We start from the raw sequence: 19,079 nt of genomic DNA, 5'->3' as shown, positions 1-19,079 counted from the left end.
GATGTCAAAGGTCGAAAGTGAACGACCAGTCACGAAATGGCCCGTAAAATCAGCCGCGGATCCCCGTACTAGAGGCGCGCGATTGTGGTGCGCTGGCTGGGATGTGGGATTTGTCCTAAAGTAGCCGCCGAGCCGTCCCAGACCGGAGCCTTTGCATGACCCCCGCCCTAGACCTGTTGAAGAAGCATCGCGCCGAACACCGTGTGCACAGTTATGAGCATGACCCCAAGTCGGCTTCTTACGGTCTGGAGGCAGCGGAAAAGCTTGGCCTGGACCCGCAGCAAGTGTTCAAGACCTTGTTGGCGAGCAGCGAGAAAGGGGAGTTGCTGGTAGCGGTGGTGCCTGTGGTGGGTACCCTGGACCTCAAAGCCTTGGCCCACGCTGCCGGGGTAAAGAAATGCGAGATGGCAGACCCGGCGGCGGCGCAGCGGGCTACGGGTTATCTGGTAGGTGGGATCAGCCCGTTGGGGCAGAAGAAGCGCCTGCGCACCTTTATTGATGACTCGGCGCAAAATTTTGCAACTATCCATGTCAGCGCCGGTAGGCGCGGGTTGGAAGTGGAGTTGGCGGCGGCGGTGCTGGCCGAGCATACCCAGGGCAAGTTTGCCGGGATCGGCAGAGGCTGAGATCTGGGCCGCAAAGCGGCCCAGGAATCTGCAATCAGGTCGCGGAACTGTACCGACGCACGCCATTCTCCTGCTGCGGCAACTGCGCCGCAACGCTGCCAGGCACCGGGAACAGCACCAGGTGATCAGCTTGCACCTCAATCCCCACATCCTCACCGACCTCATGGTCGTTATGGCTAGGGAAGATTGCTTCCAGCTGGCTGCCGGTCGGCAATTGCAGGCGGTACAGGGTCGATGCCCCCAGGAAGCTCTTGCCGATGATGTTCGCCTGCAGCGCGCTGCCGGGTGCATGCACGATATCGTCGGGGCGCAGCAGCACGTCCACCGAACTGCCGGGCGCCATGATGTAGGCACGGTTGCCGCGCAGTTCACCCAGCTCGGTATTGACGGCCTCGTGGCTGCTCATCTGGCCACGGATGAAGTAGCCCTGGCCAATGAAGCTGGCCACGAACGGCGTCTGTGGTTCGTGGTAAAGGTTGTAGGGCGTGTCCCACTGCTCCAGGCGCCCCTCCTTGAACACACCGACCTGATCGCTGACGGCAAAGGCTTCTTCCTGGTCATGGGTAACCAGGATGGCGCTGGTGCCACGGCTTTTGAGGATATCGCGAACCTCATGGCTCAGGCGCCGACGCAACTCCACGTCAAGGTTGGAGAACGGCTCGTCGAGCAGCAGCAACTGCGGTTCAGGCGCCAGCGCGCGGGCCAGGGCGACCCGTTGCTGCTGGCCACCAGACAGCTCATGCGGGTAACGCCCGCCCAGGCCCCCCAGCTTGACCAGTTCGAGCATCTCTTCGATGACGGCGGCCTGGCGTGGGTGCTTGGCGATGCCAAAGGCAATGTTCTGCGCCACGGTCAGGTGCGGGAACAGCGCGTAGTCCTGGAACACCATGCCGATGCGGCGCTTTTCCGGGGCCAGTGTGAAGCCAGCGCGGGAAATGACCTCGCCGGCCAGCTGGATCTCGCCTTCATGCACCGGTTCGAAACCTGCAATGGCGCGTAGCGTGGTGGTTTTCCCGCAACCGGATGAACCCAGCAGGCAACCGATGTCGCCTGCGTTCAGGTGCAGGTTGAGGTTCTGGACGATGCGCTGGTCGCCGTAGCCGCAGGCGAGGTTGCGCAGGTTGAGCAGTAGGGGTTGACTCATGCGTGGTGGTAAGCCGGTTCTACAAGAAATTCGAGAAGCGCCTTCTGTGCATGCAGGCGGTTTTCAGCCTCGTCCCAGGCGACCGAACGTGGGTCGTCGAGCAGGTCCTGGCTGATTTCCTCGCCACGGTGGGCGGGCAGGCAGTGCATGAAGAGGACATCGGGTGCCGCCAGGTCGAGCAGTTCGCGGGTGACCTGGTAAGGCGCGAAATGCGCCAGGCGCCGTGCAGTTTCCTCCTCCTGCCCCATGGAAGTCCAGACATCGGTAACCACAAGGTGTGCGCCACGCACGGCTTCCTTGGCATCACGGATGATCTGTACGCGGTCACCGCCCAGCGCCATGAAGCGCTGATCCGGCTCGTAGCCTTCTGGGCAGGCGATGCGCAGCTGGAAATCGAACTGCCTGGCGGCCTCGATGTAGGAGTTGCACATGTTGAAGCCATCGCCGATCCAGGTCACGGTCTTGCCCTGGATCGAGCCGCGGTGCTCGAGGAAGGTCTGCATGTCGGCCAGCAGTTGGCACGGGTGCGACTCGTCGGACAGGCCGTTGATCACCGGTACGCGCGATTTGGCGGCGAACTCGGTCAGGGTGCTGTGGGCGTGGGTACGAATCATCACCACATCGACCATGCTCGACAGCACGATGGCGCTGTCACCGATCGGCTCGCCACGGCCCAGCTGGGTGTCGCGTGGCGACAGGAAGATGGCCTGGCCGCCCAGCTGGATCATGCCAGCCTCGAACGACACGCGGGTACGGGTCGAGGATTTCTCGAAGATCATGCCCAGCACGCGGTTCTTCAGGGGCTCGAACAGCACGCCTCGTTTGCGCAGGTCCTTCAGCTCGATGCCGCGGCGGATCACCCCGAGCAATTCGTCGGTGGTGAAGTCCAGCAGGGAGAGAAAGTGCCTAGCGCTCATGATTGACTACCTTATCTGCAACGGTATGCAGGTCGACCGTATGGTTTTTTTTGACAACGGGATTGACCTGCGGCGTAAGCCGCACGGGGCGGACGAAAATAGGGAAAGGCGCAATACTATAAGTAAATGTCGCCTGAAGCCAAGGGGGAACAGCGGCCTGATTGCAAAGGGTGTTGCAAAGGGTGTCTTCACCCGGCGGCCTGTGCTGTTTTTTATTTGCTACACGAGGTTGTACAGGGCTTGCTGGCAATTTGGCAAATGGCTGTCGCAAATCGTGTGCCTGATGTCGGTGGATTCACGCGGCGAAGGGCGCTGGCGGGGGGCTGGGACCGGGCGCATAGTCACTGTTCGACAACAACAAGGCAGAGGCGGCCATGACCAAGACCCTGCATCACCGTGCCTGTCACCTGTGCGAAGCAATCTGCGGGTTGAACATCGAAGTCAGCCATGAAGCTGACGGGCAGGCGCTAATCAGCTCGATCAAGGGCGACCCCCAGGACCCGTTCAGCCGTGGCCACGTCTGCCCCAAGGCCGTCGCCTTGCAGGACATCCAGAACGACCCTGACCGCCTGCGCCAGCCCCACAAGCGGGTAGGGGAGCGCTGGCAGGCCATCGGCTGGGACGAGGCCTTTGCCCTGGCCGCCGAAAAGTTGTGGGCGGTCCAGCAGGCTCACGGGCGCAATGCCGTGGCGGTCTACCAGGGCAACCCAAGCGTGCACAACTACGGTTTGATGACCCACAGCAACTACTTCCTCGGCCTGCTCAAGACACGCAACCGTTTCTCGGCCACCTCGGTGGACCAGCTGCCACAACACCTGGTCAGCCACCTGATGTATGGCCATGGCCTGCTGCTGCCGATTCCGGATATCGACCACGCCGACTTCATGCTGATTCTTGGCGGCAACCCGCTGGCCTCCAACGGCAGCATCATGACCGTGCCCGATGTGGAAAAGCGCCTCAAGGCCCTGCTTGGCCGGGGCGGGCGCCTGGTGGTGGTGGACCCTCGGCGCAGCGAAACGGCGGCCATGGCCGATACCCACCTGTTTATCCGCCCGGGCGGAGATGCGGCCTTGTTGTGCGGCCTGCTCAACACCCTGTTCGAGGAAGGCCTGGCGCAAGGTTCGCACTTGCCGATCAACGGCCTGCAGCAGGTGCGCGAAGCGCTTGCACCGTTCAGCGCCGAAGCCATGAGCACGCACTGCGGTATTGCCGCCACGCAGATTCGCCAGCTGGCACGGGACTTCGCCGCGGCAGAAAAAGCCGTTTGCTATGGCCGCATGGGCGTTTCGACCCAAGCCTTCGGCACCCTCTGCCACTGGCTGGTGCAACTGATCAACCTGGTAACCGGCAACCTCGACCGTGAAGGCGGCGCTTTGTGCACCGAGCCCGCTGTCGACCTGGTGGCTGCCACCTCCGGCGGCCATTTCAACGCCTGGCAGAGCCGGGTGTCGGGCTTGCCCGAGTACGGCGGCGAGCTGCCTGTGGCGGCCCTGGCCGAAGAGCTGCTTACACCGGGCGAAGGGCAGGTTCGCGCCTTGGTGACAGTGGCCGGCAACCCGGTGCTGTCCACGCCTAACGGCCGTCAGCTGGATGCGGCACTGCAAGGCCTGGAGTTCATGCTCAGCATCGACCTCTACATCAACGAAACCACGCGCCATGCCGACCTCATCCTGCCGTCCACGTCGTCGCTGGAAAACGACCACTATGACAGCACCTTCAATTTGCTGGCCGTGCGCAACGTCACCCGCTTCAACCGGGCGATTCTGGCCAAGCCGGACGGGGCGTTGCACGACTGGGAGATCTTCGTCGGCCTGGCCCAAGCGTTTGCCAGGCGTGCCGGGCTTGAATTGAAGCCGACCTTGGCACCTGCGCAGATGATCGATCTGGCCTTGCGCAAGGGGCGCTATGGCCAAGCAACACCTTGGCGCCTTTCCCTCGCAACACTGGACGATCATCCGCACGGCCTGGACCTGGGCCCTTTACGCAGCAACCTTGCTGCACGCCTGGCGACTGCCAGTCAGGCTGTCGAGGCCGCACCCCAGGTGTTGCTGGACGACCTGCGCCGGCTGACGCAACTGGCACCTCCTGTACCGGGTGAACTGCTGCTGATCGGCCGCCGCCATGTGCGCAGCAACAACTCGTGGATGCACAATTTCCACCGTCTGGTGAAAGGCAAACCACGGCATCAGCTGTTGATGCACCCGCAAGACTTGCAGCAACGGCAACTACAGGACGGCCAGCGGGTGCGTATCCGCTCGCGTACGGGTGATCTCGAAGTCGAGGTGCAAGCCTGCGAGGACATGATGCCCGGTGTGGTCAGCCTGCCCCATGGCTACGGTCATGCTCGTCAGGGTGTGCACCTGCAGATCGCCCAGGCGCAAGCCGGCGTGAGTGCCAACGACCTGACCGACGAGCGCTTTCGCGACCCGGTGTCCGGCAACGCTGCGCTCAATGGCGTACCTGTGCAGGTGGAGGCCGCGTAAGGAACAGTAAGGCCGAGCACGCTGCTCGGCTTTCCGTTACAATGCGCCACCGTGCCGACAACAGCGTCGCAAAGTTAAGCCGAGGTGCTACATGGATATCATCGAAACGATCAAAGAGCAGATTGCCAACAACACCATTCTGCTTTACATGAAAGGCTCGCCGAATGCCCCGCAGTGCGGGTTCTCGGCCAAGGCATCGCAAGCTGTGATGGGTTGTGGCGAGAAGTTCGCCTACGTCGACATCCTGCAGAACCCGGAAATCCGTGCCAACCTGCCCAAATATGCCAACTGGCCGACCTTCCCGCAGCTGTGGGTAGCCGGCGAGCTGGTTGGCGGTAGCGATATCATGCTGGAAATGTTCCAGAACGGCGAGCTGCAGACCCTGATCAAGGACGCTGCTGCCAAAGCCAAGGCTTCCGAAGCCTGATTTTCCGGCAAGCATAAAAAAACCCGCTGATCGCGGGTTTTTTTATGGGGCGAATATTTACTCTTCGCCCATCTGCGACTGCAGATAATTTTCGATGCCGATCTTGTCGATCAGACCCAGTTGGGTTTCCAGCCAGTCGATATGCTCTTCCTCGGATTCGAGGATATCTTCGAGCATGTCACGCGAGCCGAAGTCGCCAGCGGTTTCGCAATGGGCAATGGCTGCCTTCAGGTCGGCCAGGCCTTTCTTTTCGAGCTTCAGGTCGCACTCGAGCATTTCCTTGGTGTGCTCGCCGATCAGCAGCTTGCCCAGGTCCTGAACGTTGGGGATGCCTTCGAGGAAGAGAATACGCTTGATCAATTTGTCAGCGTGCTTCATCTCATCGATGGATTCCTTGTACTCGTGCTTGCCGAGTTTGTTCAGGCCCCAATCTTCATACATGCGTGCGTGCAGGAAGTACTGGTTGATCGCGACCAGCTCGTTTCCGAGGATCTTGTTGAGATGCTGGATGACGCTTACGTCGCCTTTCATTTCGGGTTCCTGCCCTGTAGAAGTGTGCCAATACAGTGAAGTTTGAGCCCGATACTTAAGAGTGTCAAACCTAAGTTATTGAATAATAAGTGAAAATTAATAGGAATAAGAATGTTTGTGAACCGCGTTGGAGCGCTAACTTATTGAATTTAAGGCATAAAAAAACCGGACACAGGGTCCGGTTCTTGGAATCAGGGGCTTTCAGGCTGCGGTAAATTCCACGGGGTAAGGCAGGGCTGCCTGGCTGACCTGCAGCTCGGTCAGGGTCTCGCGGACCACTTCCTTGGCCAGGCAGGCGCATTTGCCACACTGGCTTGCGACATTGGTCGCGGCTCGCACTTCCTTGTAACTGCAGCATCCTTCATAGATCGCATCGCGGATCTGTCCGTCGGTGACGCCGACACAAAGACACACATACATAAGGGCTGACCATCGCGGGTTGAGTCGATGGATGGGAGCTTAATGTGAATGAGAATGCTTGTCAAAGTGCTTTCTGAAAAGGCCGTGCTTGAGCGACCGGTGGTTGTCTGCCTGATGGATTCGGCCTGTCATCAGAAGCCGTGTATGATGGTCGGCCTTTGTTGGATGTCGGGCAAGCCCGTCTGGCCCGGCAAACGGTTTTTCACCCTCATCAGGAGATTACAATGAGCGTACTCGTTGGTAAGAAAGCCCCCGATTTCACCGTTCCAGCCGTGCTGGGCAATGGCGAGATCGTCGACAGCTTCAACCTGGCTTCGGCCATCAAGGGCAAGTACGGCCTGGTGTTCTTCTACCCGCTGGACTTCACCTTCGTCTGCCCGTCCGAGCTGATCGCCCTGGACAACCGCATCCCTGACTTCCAGGCGCGCAACGTCGAAGTGATCGGCGTGTCGATCGACTCGCACTTCACCCACAACGCCTGGCGTAACACCCCGGTCAACAACGGCGGCATCGGTCAGGTGAAGTACACCCTGGCTGCCGACATGACCCACGAAATCTGCAAAGCCTACGACGTAGAGTCCGAAGGCGGCGTGGCCTTCCGTGGCGCCTTCCTGATCGACACCAACGGTGTTGTACGCTCGCAGATCATCAACGACCTGCCACTGGGCCGTAACATGGACGAGCTGCTGCGCTTGGTCGACGCCCTGCAGTTCCACGAAGAGCACGGCGAAGTCTGCCCTGCCAACTGGAAAAAAGGCGACAAAGGCATGAACGCTTCGCCAGAAGGCGTTGCTGCCTACCTGAGCGAGAACGCCGGCAAGCTGTAATTGCCGCTCGCATAAAAAAACCGGCCCTCGTTGGCCGGTTTTTTTATGCCGTTCTGTGCCGGCCTCTTCGCGGGCGCGCCCACTCCCACCGATTCTCTGCATGCCTGACGGCAAAGGTGAACCTGTGGGAGCGGGCATGCCCGCGAATGCTTTTGCAGTTCAATCGTTGAAGTCGCGCCAGCCGCCCATCTCTTTCCAGCGGTTGACGATGCCGCAGAACAGCTCGGCCGTCTTCTCGGTGTCATAACGCGCCGAGTGCGCCTCACGCCCGTCGAAGTCGATGTCCGCGCTCTGGCAGGCACGCGCCAGCACGGTCTGGCCATACGCCAAGCCCGCGAGGGTAGCGGTGTCGAAGCTCGAAAACGGGTGGAACGGATTGCGCTTCAGGTCGTTGCGCGCCACCGCCGCATTGAGGAAGCCCAGGTCGAAGCTGCTGTTGTGGCCGACCAGGATCGCCCGCTTGCAGCCATTGGCCTTGAGTGCCTTGCGTACACCGCGGAAGATATCGGTCAGCGCGCTTTCCTCGCTAACAGCCATGCGCAGCGGGTGGTCCAGCTTGATGCCGGTGAACTCCAGTGCGGCGGCTTCGATATTGGCGCCCTCGAACGGTTCCACTCGGTGGAAGTAGGTGTGTTCGGGGAACAGGAAGCCTTTCTCGTCCATGCCGATCGTGACGGCGGCAATTTCCAGCAGCGCATCGGTGGCGCTGTTGAAACCACCAGTCTCCACATCCACCACCACCGGCAGGTAGCCGCGGAAGCGCTCGGCCATCGGGTGGCGCGAACCGCTGCTGCCCTGGGTGTCCATGTCGTCTTCGTAGAGGTCTTCGCTCACGCGTTTTCCTCCAGCAGGCGCCAACGTAGTTTTTCACCGGCGCGCAGCGGGATCACGGTCTGCTCGCCAAACGGCAGGCTGTCCGGGGCGGTCCATTCTTCACGCACCAGGGTAATGGTGTCGGTGTTCGCTGGCAGGCCGTAGAAGGCAGGACCGTGCAAGCTGGCAAAGCCTTCGAGCTTGTCCAGCGCGTTACGCTGTTCGAACGCTTCGGCGTACATTTCGATGGCCGCGTATGCGGTGTAGCAACCGGCGCACCCGCAGGCGGCTTCCTTGGCGTGACGGGCGTGCGGTGCCGAGTCGGTGCCCAGGAAGAACTTCGGGTTGCCGCTGGTGGCCGCGTCCAGCAGCGCCACCTGATGGGTGTTGCGCTTGAGGATCGGCAGGCAGTAGAAGTGCGGGCGAATGCCGCCAACCAGCATGTGGTTGCGGTTGTACAGCAGGTGCTGTGCAGTGATGGTCGCGCCGACGTTGGCCGGGGCCTCGGTGACGAACTGAGCGGCATCGCCGGTGGTGATGTGTTCGAACACCACTTTCAGCGTCGGGAAGCGCTCGACCAGACGACGCATGTGCTCGTCAATGAAGCGCTTCTCGCGGTCGAACACGTCGATCTCGCTGCGGGTTACTTCGCCATGCACCAACAGTGGCATGCCGACTTCCGCCAGCGCCTCGATGGCCGGGAAGATGTTGTCGATGCTGGTCACGCCCGAGTCGGAGTTGGTAGTGGCGCCGGCCGGGTACAGTTTGGCGGCGTACACGATGCCGCTGGCCTTGGCCGCGCGGACATCCTCGGGGCTGGTGCGGTCGGTGAGGTACAGCACCATCAGCGGCTCGAAGCGGCTGCCGGCAGGGCGGGCGGCCAGGATGCGCTCACGGTAGGCACTGGCCTCGTCGGCATTACGCACCGGAGGAACCAGGTTTGGCATGATGATGGCACGGGCAAAAGTGCGCGCCACGTCGCCAACGGTGTGGGGCAGGACGGCACCATCGCGCAGATGGATGTGCCAGTCGTCGGGGCGCAGGAGGGTCAGGCGATCGGACATTGGGGATTCCAGGCGGGTCGAACTCAAGCCCCAATGCTACCGGAAAAGCCTGGGGCGAGCACGGCTATCAAGTTTTCCGGCCAGCGTCCGATAGCCTGCAGGTAAGCCGTCAGAATTTGTGGAGCCGCCCGTGCGCCAGCGTTACCTCACCCTGTTGACCCTGTTCGCCAGCCTGCCGGCCGGTGCACTGACTTTTCAGACGCGCATGGAAAATATTGCCTGGAAGGTCGAGGGCGACCCGTTCGAGTGCCGTCTGATCCAGCCGATAGAAGGTTTTGGTAGCGGTGAGTTCGTGCGTCGGGCAGGTGAACAGCCCGTTTTTCAGCTACGTTCGGACAACAATGTACTGGGTGCAGGTACAGCCAGCCTGCTGGCGGCGGCGGCGCCGTGGCAGCCTGGGCGGGGTGATATCAACCTGGGCAACGTGCGGATGGCCCGCACCGGTGTGCTGTTCAGTTCTTCCCAAGGCCAGGCCAGCCGCCTGATCAACGGCTTGCTCGACGGGCGTAGCACAGTGGTGCGCAACTACACCGGTGAGGCCGGAAGGCCAATTGAGGTACGCGTTCTGCCGGTCAGCTTCGCCAAGGCCTACAGCGACTATCTGGTCTGTGCCGGCAAGCTGCTGCCTATGAATTATGATCAGGTGCGCCAGACCCAGGTGGGTTTCCCCGGGGGCGGCACCGAGCTGGACGCGTCGGCGCGTGCACGGCTGGATGTGATCCTGGATTACATCAAAGCTGACCCGACGGTGAACCACATCGAGCTCGACGGCCACTCCGACAACAGTGGCAACCGCCTGACCAACCGAGACCTGTCGCGCCGTCGTGCGCTGGCTGTGGCTGATTACTTCAAGGCCCATGGATTGACTGAAGAACAGATCACGGTGCGCTTCCATGGCGAGCAGTACCCGTTGGTGAAGAACAACAGTGCGGCCAACCGGGCACGCAATCGCCGGGTAAACATCGAGCTGGATCGGGTTTCGGTGGTTGAGAAACCTGTGGAAAAACCGGCTGAGCCAGCGGCGCCTGCCGCCCCAGCACCAGCCAACCCGGCTGCTGCCGCGCCGGGGGCGAAGGCACCCTGAGATCGGGGGGGGCCTTCAGGTGTTTGCCACGACATTTCCAGCGCCTGTGAGATGGTCATGCATACCCCCGTCGCCCTTCCGACAGTTCTTGTCGCTTTGTCGTCAGAAGCTGTCGCCCCACTGTAAATTTTTCCGCAAGGCCGTTAGAATCGACCCCTTTCCGTACAACCCCGTGGAGTGATGGCATGGCGGACGTAAAAAAGGTCGTACTGGCGTATTCCGGCGGCCTTGATACTTCGGTGATTCTCAAGTGGCTGCAGGATACCTATAACTGCGAAGTGGTGACCTTCACCGCTGACCTGGGTCAGGGCGAAGAGGTCGAGCCGGCCCGTGCCAAGGCCCAGGCAATGGGTGTTAAAGAGATTTACATCGACGATCTGCGCGAAGAGTTCGTGCGTGATTTCGTGTTCCCGATGTTCCGCGCCAACACCGTCTACGAAGGCGAGTACCTGCTGGGTACTTCCATTGCCCGCCCGCTGATCGCCAAGCGCCTTATCGAAATCGCCAACGAAACCGGCGCTGACGCCATTTCCCATGGCGCTACTGGCAAAGGCAACGACCAGGTTCGTTTCGAACTGGGTGCATACGCCCTGAAACCAGGCGTCAAGGTTATCGCCCCGTGGCGTGAGTGGGACCTGCTGTCCCGCGAAAAACTGATGGACTACGCCGAAAAGCATGGCATTCCGATCGAGCGCCACGGCAAGAAGAAGTCGCCGTACTCGATGGACGCCAACCTGCTGCACATCTCCTACGAAGGCGGTGTCCTGGAAGATACCTGGACCGAGCACGAAGAAGACATGTGGCGCTGGAGCGTCTCGCCTGAGAATGCCCCGGACCAGGCCACCTACATCGAGCTGACCTACCGTAACGGTGACATCGTTGCCATCGACGGCGTCGACAAGAGCCCAGCCACCGTTCTGGCCGATCTGAACCGTATCGGTGGTGCCAACGGCATCGGCCGCCTGGACATCGTCGAGAACCGTTACGTCGGCATGAAGTCGCGTGGCTGCTACGAGACCCCTGGCGGTACCATCATGCTCAAGGCCCACCGTGCCATCGAGTCGATCACCCTGGACCGCGAAGTCGCTCACCTGAAAGATGAGCTGATGCCGAAGTACGCCAGCCTGATCTACACCGGTTACTGGTGGAGCCCGGAGCGTCTGATGCTGCAGCAGATGATCGACGCCTCCCAGGTCAACGTGAATGGCGTAGTGCGCCTGAAGCTGTACAAGGGCAACGTCACCGTGGTCGGCCGCAAGTCGGATGACTCGCTGTTCGATGCCAACATCGCCACCTTCGAAGAAGATGGCGGCGCGTACAACCAGGCGGACGCTGCCGGCTTTATCAAGCTGAACGCTTTGCGCATGCGCATTGCTGCCAACAAGGGCCGTTCGCTGCTCTGATTGCTGGCGCGTGTCTTGAAAACCCCGGCTTAGGCCGGGGTTTTTTATGTGCTCAGAAAAGTTTGGGCATTCAGTGCTCGTCGTTCACGACGTGGCCATCAAGTGCACTGATGGACAGCTGCGCACATTGACGTCTGTCCAGGTTGCAAAAGCGCCAGGTTCGCGCCGGTAGGGGAGGTTGGGCAAGTGCAGAAAGCAGTTGCTGCTCCATCATGCGATTGGCGTCGGGGCCGGAAAACATGAATGTGACAGGCTCCCCTTGAACTGCTTCGCGGGCACCGTCGGCCATTGCAGGCGTGGCCACGCTATTTTCAGCCAGCGTGGTGCCGTTCGCCGCCCTGTCGGATGATGGACTGTAGAACGACTTGTAGTTGAAATTGAGCGTCAGGAAGAACAGCGCAGTCAGAAAGAATGGGAAACCCACCAGAAACCAGGTGTAGAGCTTCTGGCTAGACTCGCTAAGAAACGGAAGTGTGGCAAGGGCAGAGGCTTCGATTATCCCCGCGAAGATGGCAATGATCGTCAGCGGGGCGACAGGTTGTGCTTGGGTCATTTGGGCCGTCTCCAGCAGTTTTAGCCATCTTTACCTACCGTTGCGCTCAACTAAATACCGGATTGATTTCCGGGCGAGGAATAATCGCCAAATAGCCCGATAGCTCGGACTTTTCACCTTTTTCGAATTGGCTCTTTCTTCAAGTGAGCGTCAGTTTTCAACTGGTGCGCACCTGCAGCCCAATGCTACCGTCAGTTTGGGAATAAAGATTTTAGTTGTTACAACTATCGCCGTTATTTGTAGGAAATTTCTCTAACTTATGTAGGTTTCATCTGCTCATGAGTTTCGCCGAGAATTCGCCGCGCCATCGGGCGCCCTGTCGGTTATCGTGGCGTGCCAAAGCAAAAATAATGAATCAATGGATATCGCATGAATAAAGTGCTTATCGTGGATGATCATCCGGTCATACGCCTGGCCGTGCGCATGCTGATGGAGCGGCATGGGTACGACGTCGTGGCGGAGACCGACAATGGGGTGGCTGCACTGCAACTCACTCGGCAACACTTGCCGGATATCGTGGTGCTCGACATTGGAATCCCCAGGCTGGATGGCCTGGAGGTTATTGCGCGCATGGCCACTTTCAGCCCAGGCAGCAAGGTGCTGGTGCTGACGTCGCAGGCTCCCGGCAACTTCTCGATGCGCTGCATGCAGGCGGGGGCATCGGGTTACGTCTGCAAGCAGCAGGAACTCACCGAGCTCCTGAGCGCCATCAAGGCCGTGTTGTCGGGTTACAGCTACTTCCCCAATCAGGCCCTCCATGCGTCGCGTGGCAGGGGAGGGGGGAGCGAGACGGATATGGTAAACCGTCTCTCGGCGCGCGAGATGACGGTGTTGCAACAGCTGGCGCGGGGGCGCTCGAACAAGGAAATTGCCGACAGCATGTTCCTCAGCAACAAGACGGTCAGCACCTACAAGTCCCGCCTGTTGCTAAAGCTCAATGCGCGGTCGCTGGTTGACCTGATCGAGCTGGCGCAGCGGCAAGGGCTCAACTGACTGCCGGCCCGCAAAGCCTCCATTCAGGAGGCTTTGCCAGTGCTCCGCAGCCGCACTACAGGTCGTAGTCGAAATCGGCCAGCTGCTTTTGCAGGCGCCGTTCTTCCAGCATGTTGTCGATGGTGCGGCGTTTGCTCAGGTTGGTCTTGGCGATCTCCACCTGGGGTTCCGCTTCATCTTCTGTGGCAACAAAATCATCTTCGATCGACAGTTCGTCTTTATCGGTGCTCATGAGTCGCTCCAAGCCAAGGGGCCATTGGCCGTCCTTATAACCAGAAAGCAGACGTCGGTAAAAAAGATTTTTTCAATCGCTCGAGTGGTTTCAAGCTATCGGCTCAATCGTCGCTGGTCTTATGCTTGTATTCGCACAAGTCCTCGATCCGGCAACTGCCACACCTTGGCTTGCGTGCCTGGCAGACATAGCGCCCGTGCAGGATCAACCAGTGATGGGCATCGAGCAGGTAATCCTTTGGCACGAACTTGACCAGTTTCTTCTCTACCTCCAGCACCGTCTTGCCTGGCGCAATGCCTGTGCGGTTGCTGACCCGGAAGATATGGGTATCCACGGCCATGGTTGGTTGGCGGAATGCAGTATTGAGCACCACGTTGGCGGTCTTGCGGCCAACGCCGGGCAGTGCCTCCAGGGCTTCGCGGGTCTGCGGCACCTGGCTGCCGTGCTGCTCTATCAGCATGCGGCAGGCTTCGATGACGTTCTTGGCCTTGCTGTTGTAAAGCCCGATGGTCTTGATGTATTCGCTCACGCCCTCAACGCCCAGGGCATAGATGGCCTCCGGGGTGTTGGCGACAGGGAACAGGCGGGCGGTGGCCTTGTTGACGCCGACGTCGGTGGATTGCGCGGACAGCGTCACGGCGACCAGCAGTTCGAACGGCGTGGTGTAGGCCAGTTCGGTCTTCGGGTCGGGGTTGTCTTCGTGCAGCCTGCGAAAGATCTCCAGGCGTTTGGCGGCATTCATGAAATCAGCGCTTTCCTTGACGACGTGGGTGGGCGGGGCCCGGACGCAGGCGATTGTACAAGGCCAGCAGCAGTCCGAGCAGTAGCAGTGCGCCGGGGGCCAGGCTGGCCAGGTGCAGGCCGGCCAACTGGGCCAACCCTTGGCGGCTGGCACCGAGCAGCAGGCAGATGGCAAGCATGGCACCAAGGTGCCTGACCAGCAGGCGCCAGCGCCCCTGGCTGGGTAGCAGGTGGTCGTAAACCAGGCATTGCAGGCAAAGCAGCGCAGGATAGTGGCCCAGGGCAATGGCCAGTGGCAGTAGCCACGCACGCAGGGCCAGTTGCAGGCAACTGGCCAGGGCGGCCAACAGCAGCAGGCTTGCCAGCATGTACGCCCAGGTGGCCAGCCGCTGGCGCAAGGGCGCCAGCAGTAATTGGTGCAGCGTGCTCATCAGTATCGCGCACACGCCAATGGCGGCGCCCTCTCGCAGTGTGCCGGTGGCGCCAAGCACGGGCACAAGGCTTGCGGCCAGCCAGTAGACGCTATTCATGCGTGGGGGCCTCCAGCAGCAAGTTGCGCTGCTCATCGAAATAGCTCAGGCCTTCCTGCAACGCTGTGATCACTGCCCGTGAAGTCACGGTTGCGCCGGCCAGTTGGTCAAAGTCACCGTGGTCCCGCTTCAGCGCCCAGTGGTCGCCCAGCTGACGGTTGGCAAACTGCCCCAACCAGTGCACCTGCGGGTCTCCCAGGCGTGCGCCCAACCCTGGGGTTTCCTGCTGCTCGACCACTTGGCTACCGATCAGGCGGCCGTCTGTGCCGATGGCAATGCTCAGCACGATCGGCCCGGCATACCCTTGGGCTTGGGTGATCAGGATGATGGCGGTTGGCTCGCCTGCTCGCGTTGCGCGGTAAGCTGCCAGGATACGACTGTTTGGCCGCTGTGCGGCGGGCATGGCCAGGGGGGTGTCCAGTGGCTGGTTGTCGTAACTGCCTTCAGGCAGCACCGCCAGCCGCTGGCGGCTTTGCAGTTGCTTCTCGGCGCTGGCGACGGCAGTACTGGTCCATTGTCGCCATGCCAGTGTGACAGACACAGCCAGTGCCACGGTTAGCAGCAGCAGGCCTGCATCCCGCGCCAGGCGGCTCATCGGGTGGCCTGCTGATGCAGCAGGGCCAGGCGCTCAAGGCTCGGTGCCATGAGGTTCATCAGCAGGATGGCGAAAGCTGTGCCATCCGGGTAGCTGCCCCAAGTGCGAATCAGGTAGATCAGCAGCCCTGCTCCTAAGCCGAAGCCCAGCTTGGCCCACTCATTTTTTGGGCCGGAGACGGGCTCGGTGGCAATGAAGAACGCCGCCAGCATGGTCGACCCGGAGAACAGGTGCAGCAAAGGTGAGCCATTGGAATCCGACCCCGAACCGTTCCAGCCCAACAAACTGAACACGAACAGCCCTGCCAGCAAGCCCGCGGGCGCATGCCAGCTGATCACCTTGCGCTGCAGCAGGAACAGGCCGCCGAGCAGGAACGCCAGGTTGGCCCATTCGCTTTCCCTCCCGCCAATACTGCCAAAACCTGGGTGACTGGCGAATAGCTCATCAATGGTGAGGCTGCGGTTGTGGCGCAGGCCATCGAGCAGCGTAGGGCTGGCCCAGGCATCAATGTGCTCGCTACCCGCAAATGCCTGCTGCAGGCTTTCCATCAGGCCCGGTGCAGGCCCCGGCCAATGGTTCATGTGCAACGGGAAGCTCAGCAGTACAAAGGCATAACCGACCATGGCCGGGTTGAACAGGTTGCGGCCGACACCGCCAAAGGCCTGTTTGCCGATACCGATGGCAACGCTTGTGGCGACCACCGGCAACCACCATGGCGCCAGGGTAGGAAGTGCGCACGCCAGCAACACAGCGGTCACCAGAGCGCTGCAGTCGTCTAACGCCGGCTTCAGTGCTTGCCCGCGCATTGCCAGCAGCAGGGTTTCGCACAGCAAGGCGGCGCTGGTGCAGAGCAACAGGTTCACCAGAAAACCCCAGCCATGGAGCCACAGCAGCGTCAGCAGGCCAGGTACGCAGGCCAGCAAGACCAGGCCCATGCTGGTGCGTAGTCGCGGGTCAGGGCTGGTATTCATTGCGCAAACAACCCATTGAAACCGGATAACGCCATGGCCATTACCCCGGCACCGATCAATTCGATGGGCAGGCCGCGCAGTACGCCGGGGATATCGGCATGGGCACTGCGCTGGCGCAGGTCGGCGAGCAAGGCCAGCGCCAGCCAGAAGCCGCCACCGCCCAGCAGGCCTAGCAGCAGTGTGGCTGGCCAGGTGCTGTCGTCGCTGGCCAGCCGCAGCGCCAGCCCCAGCGCTGCGCTGTTACTCAAGAGCAGTGCTGGCAACCCCGTTACGGGCCAGTTCGGGCGCCATTTGGCCAGCAGCCATGGCACGCCCCAGGCGAGCAGCGCCAGCCAGGGCAACAATACGAAAAGGGCAAGGTCGTGGATGTGCAATGGAGCAAGCACCCCTCGCACCAGCAACTGAGCACCGATCACGCCCAGCGCAATGCATAGCGCGCAGGCCAGGCCATGCACATGCAGGTGCAGCCTGGAGACTGATGGTTGCAGCAGGCACAGGTGATTGACCAGGGCGGCGCTGATCAGGACCAGGATGTAGTCGCTCATGAGATGACGATAGCCGGGAATCATGGTGATTGTCCGGCAATCAAGGCGCAGAGGGAACTGCCCCGGCACAAAGGCCGGGGCAGGGCTGTTACTTGATGCGCTGGCCTGGCTTGGCGCCGCTGTCCGGGCTCAGCAGGTAGATTTCTTCACCGCCAGGGCCGGCCGCCATGACCATGCCTTCGGACACGCCAAAGCGCATCTTCCGTGGCTTGAGGTTGGCTACCATCATGGTCAGGCGGCCTTCCAGCTTGGACGGGTCAGGGTAAGCCGACTTGATACCGGAGAACACGTTACGGCGCTCGTCACCGATGTCCAGGGTCAGTTGCAGCAGCTTGTCGGCACCTGCCACCGCTTCGGCCTTGACGATCAGTGCCACGCGCAGGTCAACGGCAGCGAAGGTGTCGAATTCGATTTCTGCCGACAGTGGGTCCTTGCTCAGCTCGCCGTTACCCGCCGGGGCCTTGGCTTCGGCGGCCAGCAGGTCCTCCTTGCTGGCTGCGACCATGGCTTCGACCTTGGCCGGTTCGATGCGGCTCATCAGTGCCTTGAACGGGTTCAGCTGGTGGTTTTCCAGGCGCGACTGGTGGTCGTTCCAGGCCAGCGGGGCAACGTTGAGGAAAGCCTCGGCGTCGGCAACCAGCACGGGCAGCACTGGCTTGAGGAAGATCACCAACTGACGGAACAGGTTGATGCCCTGGGCGCAGATGGCCTGTACTTCATCCTGCTTGCCTTCCTGCTTGGCCAGCGACCACGGTGCTTTGTCGGCGATCCAGGCGTTGGCGCGGTCGGCCAGCGCCATGATCTCGCGCATGGCGCGGCCAAAATCGCGGCCTTCGTAGGCTTCGGCGATCGACGGGGCAGCGGCCAGGAAGGCCTCGGTCAGCTCAGGTGCGGCATCGCCGGCCACCATCACGCCTTCATTGCCTTTGTGGATGAACCCGGCGCAGCGGCTGGCGATGTTGACCACCTTGCCCACCAGGTCGGAGTTGACCTTCTGCACGAAGTCTTCCAGGTTCAGGTCCAGGTCGTCGACGCCACGGCCCAGCTTGGCTGCGTAGTAGTAACGCAGGTATTCCGGCTGCAGGTGGTCAAGGTAGGTGCGGGCCTTGATGAAGGTGCCGCGGGACTTGGACATCTTGGCGCCGTTTACGGTCAGGTAGCCGTGCACGTTGACCGCAGTCGGCTTGCGGAAACCGGCGCCTTCGAGCATGGCGGGCCAGAACAGGGCGTGGAAGTTGACGATGTCCTTGCCGATGAAATGGTACAGCTCGGCCTTGGAGTCTTCTTTCCAGAAGGCGTCGAAGTCCAGCTCGGGGCGGCGTGCGCACAGGTTCTTGAAGCTGGCCATGTAGCCGATTGGCGCGTCCAGCCATACGTAGAAGTACTTGCCTGGTTCGCCCGGGATTTCGAAGCCGAAGTACGGCGCGTCACGTGAGATATCCCACTCCTGCAGGCCGGAGTCCAGCCATTCGGCGAGTTTGTTGGCCACGGCGTCCTGCAGGGTGCCGCTGCGGGTCCACTGCTGCAGCATCGCCTGGAAGTCTGGCAGCTTGAAGAAGAAGTGCTGTGAATCACGCAGTACCGGGGTGGCCCCGGAAATCGCCGACTTGGGGTTCTTCAGCTCGGTGGGCGCGTAGGTCGCGCCGCATTTTTCACAGTTGTCGCCGTACTGGTCTTCGGCCGCGCACTTGGGGCAGGTGCCCTTGATGAAGCGGTCGGCCAGGAACATGCCCTTTTCCGGGTCGAAGTACTGGGTTACCGAACGGGTGGCGATGTGCCCGGCTTCACGCAGGCGCGTGTAGATCAGGCTCGACAGTTCGCGGTTTTCTTCGCTGTGGGTGGAGTGGAAGTTGTCGAACTCCACCAAAAAGTCGGCGAAGTCGCCGCTGTGCTCGGCCTGAACGTTGGCGATCAGCTGTTCCGGGGTGATGCCTTCTTTTTCGGCGCGCAGCATGATGGCCGAGCCATGAGCGTCGTCGGCGCACACGTAGATGCACTGGTTGCCGCGCATTTTCTGGAAGCGTACCCACATGTCTGTCTGGATGTACTCGAGCATATGGCCAAGATGGATGGATCCATTGGCATAGGGCAAGGCGCTGGTGACGAGAATCTGACGTGGCTCGGACATGGTGGCTCGGCTACTTATCTGGCGACGGGGTAAAAATAAGGATGATCGGCCA

21 protein-coding genes are annotated in these 19,079 nt (G+C 61.1%); 7 read left to right on the top strand and 14 right to left on the bottom strand.

Features of this window, described 5'->3' with window-relative positions:
- Positions 1–155 precede the first annotated feature (155 nt).
- A complete protein-coding gene (gene ybaK / locus OZ911_RS22775) occupies positions 156–626 on the top strand; it encodes a Cys-tRNA(Pro) deacylase (protein ID WP_016488787.1) in 471 nt (156 codons plus the stop codon).
- A 34-nt stretch (positions 627–660) separates the two neighbouring features.
- Here ybaK and OZ911_RS22770 read toward each other — a convergent pair whose 3' ends face one another.
- Positions 661–1,770 (bottom strand): ABC transporter ATP-binding protein, encoded by a 1,110-nt coding sequence (locus tag OZ911_RS22770; protein ID WP_016488786.1) that lies wholly within the window; start codon positions 1,768–1,770, stop codon positions 661–663.
- Positions 1,767–2,687, bottom strand: coding sequence for an ornithine carbamoyltransferase (argF, locus tag OZ911_RS22765; protein ID WP_016488785.1), 921 nt, complete (start codon positions 2,685–2,687; stop codon positions 1,767–1,769). Before argF ends, OZ911_RS22770 begins: the two co-directional genes overlap by 4 nt.
- A 374-nt stretch (positions 2,688–3,061) precedes the next feature.
- Between argF and OZ911_RS22760 the strand changes: the two genes are divergently transcribed.
- Complete coding sequence (locus OZ911_RS22760) at positions 3,062–5,170, top strand: molybdopterin-dependent oxidoreductase (RefSeq protein ID WP_060520013.1); 2,109 nt, start codon at positions 3,062–3,064, stop codon at positions 5,168–5,170.
- 91 nt (positions 5,171–5,261) lie between these two features.
- On the top strand, positions 5,262–5,597 hold the full coding sequence (gene grxD, locus OZ911_RS22755; protein WP_016488783.1) for a Grx4 family monothiol glutaredoxin: 336 nt from the start codon (positions 5,262–5,264) through the stop codon (positions 5,595–5,597).
- Between the two features lie 57 nt (positions 5,598–5,654).
- Here the strand turns inward: grxD and bfr are convergent, their stop codons facing one another.
- Positions 5,655–6,128, bottom strand: coding sequence for a bacterioferritin (gene bfr / locus OZ911_RS22750; RefSeq protein WP_016488782.1), 474 nt, complete (start codon positions 6,126–6,128; stop codon positions 5,655–5,657).
- Positions 6,129–6,329: 201 nt separating this feature from the next.
- Positions 6,330–6,548 (bottom strand): bacterioferritin-associated ferredoxin, encoded by a 219-nt coding sequence (locus OZ911_RS22745; protein ID WP_016488781.1) that lies wholly within the window; start codon positions 6,546–6,548, stop codon positions 6,330–6,332.
- 224 nt (positions 6,549–6,772) lie between these two features.
- Here OZ911_RS22745 and OZ911_RS22740 point away from each other — a divergent pair, with 224 nt between their 5' ends.
- Positions 6,773–7,375, top strand: coding sequence for a peroxiredoxin (locus OZ911_RS22740; protein ID WP_012273884.1), 603 nt, complete (start codon positions 6,773–6,775; stop codon positions 7,373–7,375).
- A gap of 159 nt (positions 7,376–7,534) precedes the next feature.
- Here the strand turns inward: OZ911_RS22740 and rnt are convergent, their stop codons facing one another.
- Both rnt and pyrC read right to left on the bottom strand, forming a co-directional pair.
- Complete coding sequence (gene rnt / locus OZ911_RS22735) at positions 7,535–8,182, bottom strand: ribonuclease T (RefSeq protein WP_217435874.1); 648 nt, start codon at positions 8,180–8,182, stop codon at positions 7,535–7,537.
- Positions 8,183–8,205: 23 nt separating this feature from the next.
- Positions 8,206–9,252: a dihydroorotase gene (gene pyrC / locus OZ911_RS22730; protein ID WP_016488778.1), complete on the bottom strand. Its 1,047-nt coding sequence runs from the start codon at positions 9,250–9,252 to the stop codon at positions 8,206–8,208.
- A 130-nt stretch (positions 9,253–9,382) separates the two neighbouring features.
- Here pyrC and OZ911_RS22725 point away from each other — a divergent pair, with 130 nt between their 5' ends.
- Both OZ911_RS22725 and OZ911_RS22720 read left to right on the top strand, forming a co-directional pair.
- Complete coding sequence (locus OZ911_RS22725) at positions 9,383–10,336, top strand: flagellar protein MotY (RefSeq protein ID WP_016488777.1); 954 nt, start codon at positions 9,383–9,385, stop codon at positions 10,334–10,336.
- A 185-nt stretch (positions 10,337–10,521) separates the two neighbouring features.
- Complete coding sequence (locus OZ911_RS22720) at positions 10,522–11,739, top strand: argininosuccinate synthase (protein WP_016488776.1); 1,218 nt, start codon at positions 10,522–10,524, stop codon at positions 11,737–11,739.
- A gap of 70 nt (positions 11,740–11,809) precedes the next feature.
- On the opposite strand, the gene OZ911_RS22715 is transcribed toward OZ911_RS22720, so the two are convergent.
- The gene (locus tag OZ911_RS22715; RefSeq protein ID WP_016488775.1) at positions 11,810–12,292 is read right to left on the bottom strand and encodes a hypothetical protein; all 483 of its coding nucleotides are present in this window, start codon (positions 12,290–12,292) and stop codon (positions 11,810–11,812) included.
- 369 nt (positions 12,293–12,661) lie between these two features.
- On the opposite strand from OZ911_RS22715, the gene OZ911_RS22710 reads away from it, so the two are divergent.
- Positions 12,662–13,285 carry a response regulator transcription factor gene (locus tag OZ911_RS22710; protein ID WP_016488774.1) on the top strand — a complete coding sequence of 208 codons (624 nt, stop codon included), beginning with the start codon at positions 12,662–12,664 and terminating at the stop codon, positions 13,283–13,285.
- A gap of 55 nt (positions 13,286–13,340) precedes the next feature.
- Here the strand turns inward: OZ911_RS22710 and OZ911_RS22705 are convergent, their stop codons facing one another.
- From OZ911_RS22705 to metG, 7 genes are all read right to left on the bottom strand, one after another.
- On the bottom strand, positions 13,341–13,517 hold the full coding sequence (locus OZ911_RS22705) for a PA3496 family putative envelope integrity protein (RefSeq protein ID WP_016488773.1): 177 nt from the start codon (positions 13,515–13,517) through the stop codon (positions 13,341–13,343).
- A 103-nt stretch (positions 13,518–13,620) separates the two neighbouring features.
- Positions 13,621–14,259: an endonuclease III gene (nth, locus tag OZ911_RS22700; RefSeq protein ID WP_023048365.1), complete on the bottom strand. Its 639-nt coding sequence runs from the start codon at positions 14,257–14,259 to the stop codon at positions 13,621–13,623.
- A 4-nt stretch (positions 14,260–14,263) separates the two neighbouring features.
- Positions 14,264–14,788: an Rnf-Nqr domain containing protein gene (locus OZ911_RS22695; protein WP_016488771.1), complete on the bottom strand. Its 525-nt coding sequence runs from the start codon at positions 14,786–14,788 to the stop codon at positions 14,264–14,266.
- The gene (locus OZ911_RS22690; protein ID WP_016488770.1) at positions 14,781–15,383 is read right to left on the bottom strand and encodes an RnfABCDGE type electron transport complex subunit G; all 603 of its coding nucleotides are present in this window, start codon (positions 15,381–15,383) and stop codon (positions 14,781–14,783) included. Before OZ911_RS22690 ends, OZ911_RS22695 begins: the two co-directional genes overlap by 8 nt.
- A complete protein-coding gene (locus OZ911_RS22685; RefSeq protein ID WP_023048366.1) occupies positions 15,380–16,354 on the bottom strand; it encodes an RnfABCDGE type electron transport complex subunit D in 975 nt (324 codons plus the stop codon). Before OZ911_RS22685 ends, OZ911_RS22690 begins: the two co-directional genes overlap by 4 nt.
- Positions 16,351–16,899, bottom strand: a complete 549-nt coding sequence (locus tag OZ911_RS22680) for an Rnf-Nqr domain containing protein (protein WP_023048367.1) — start codon at positions 16,897–16,899, stop codon at positions 16,351–16,353. Before OZ911_RS22680 ends, OZ911_RS22685 begins: the two co-directional genes overlap by 4 nt.
- A gap of 88 nt (positions 16,900–16,987) precedes the next feature.
- A complete protein-coding gene (gene metG / locus OZ911_RS22675) occupies positions 16,988–19,027 on the bottom strand; it encodes a methionine--tRNA ligase (RefSeq protein WP_023048368.1) in 2,040 nt (679 codons plus the stop codon).
- Between the last annotated feature and the right edge of the window lie 52 nt (positions 19,028–19,079).

Source organism: Pseudomonas fortuita (assembly GCF_026898135.2).
GTDB lineage: Bacteria > Pseudomonadota > Gammaproteobacteria > Pseudomonadales > Pseudomonadaceae > Aquipseudomonas > Aquipseudomonas fortuita.
The sequence above is the reverse complement of the archived record's forward strand: the minus strand, read 5'-3'. Positions and strand labels throughout refer to the sequence as shown.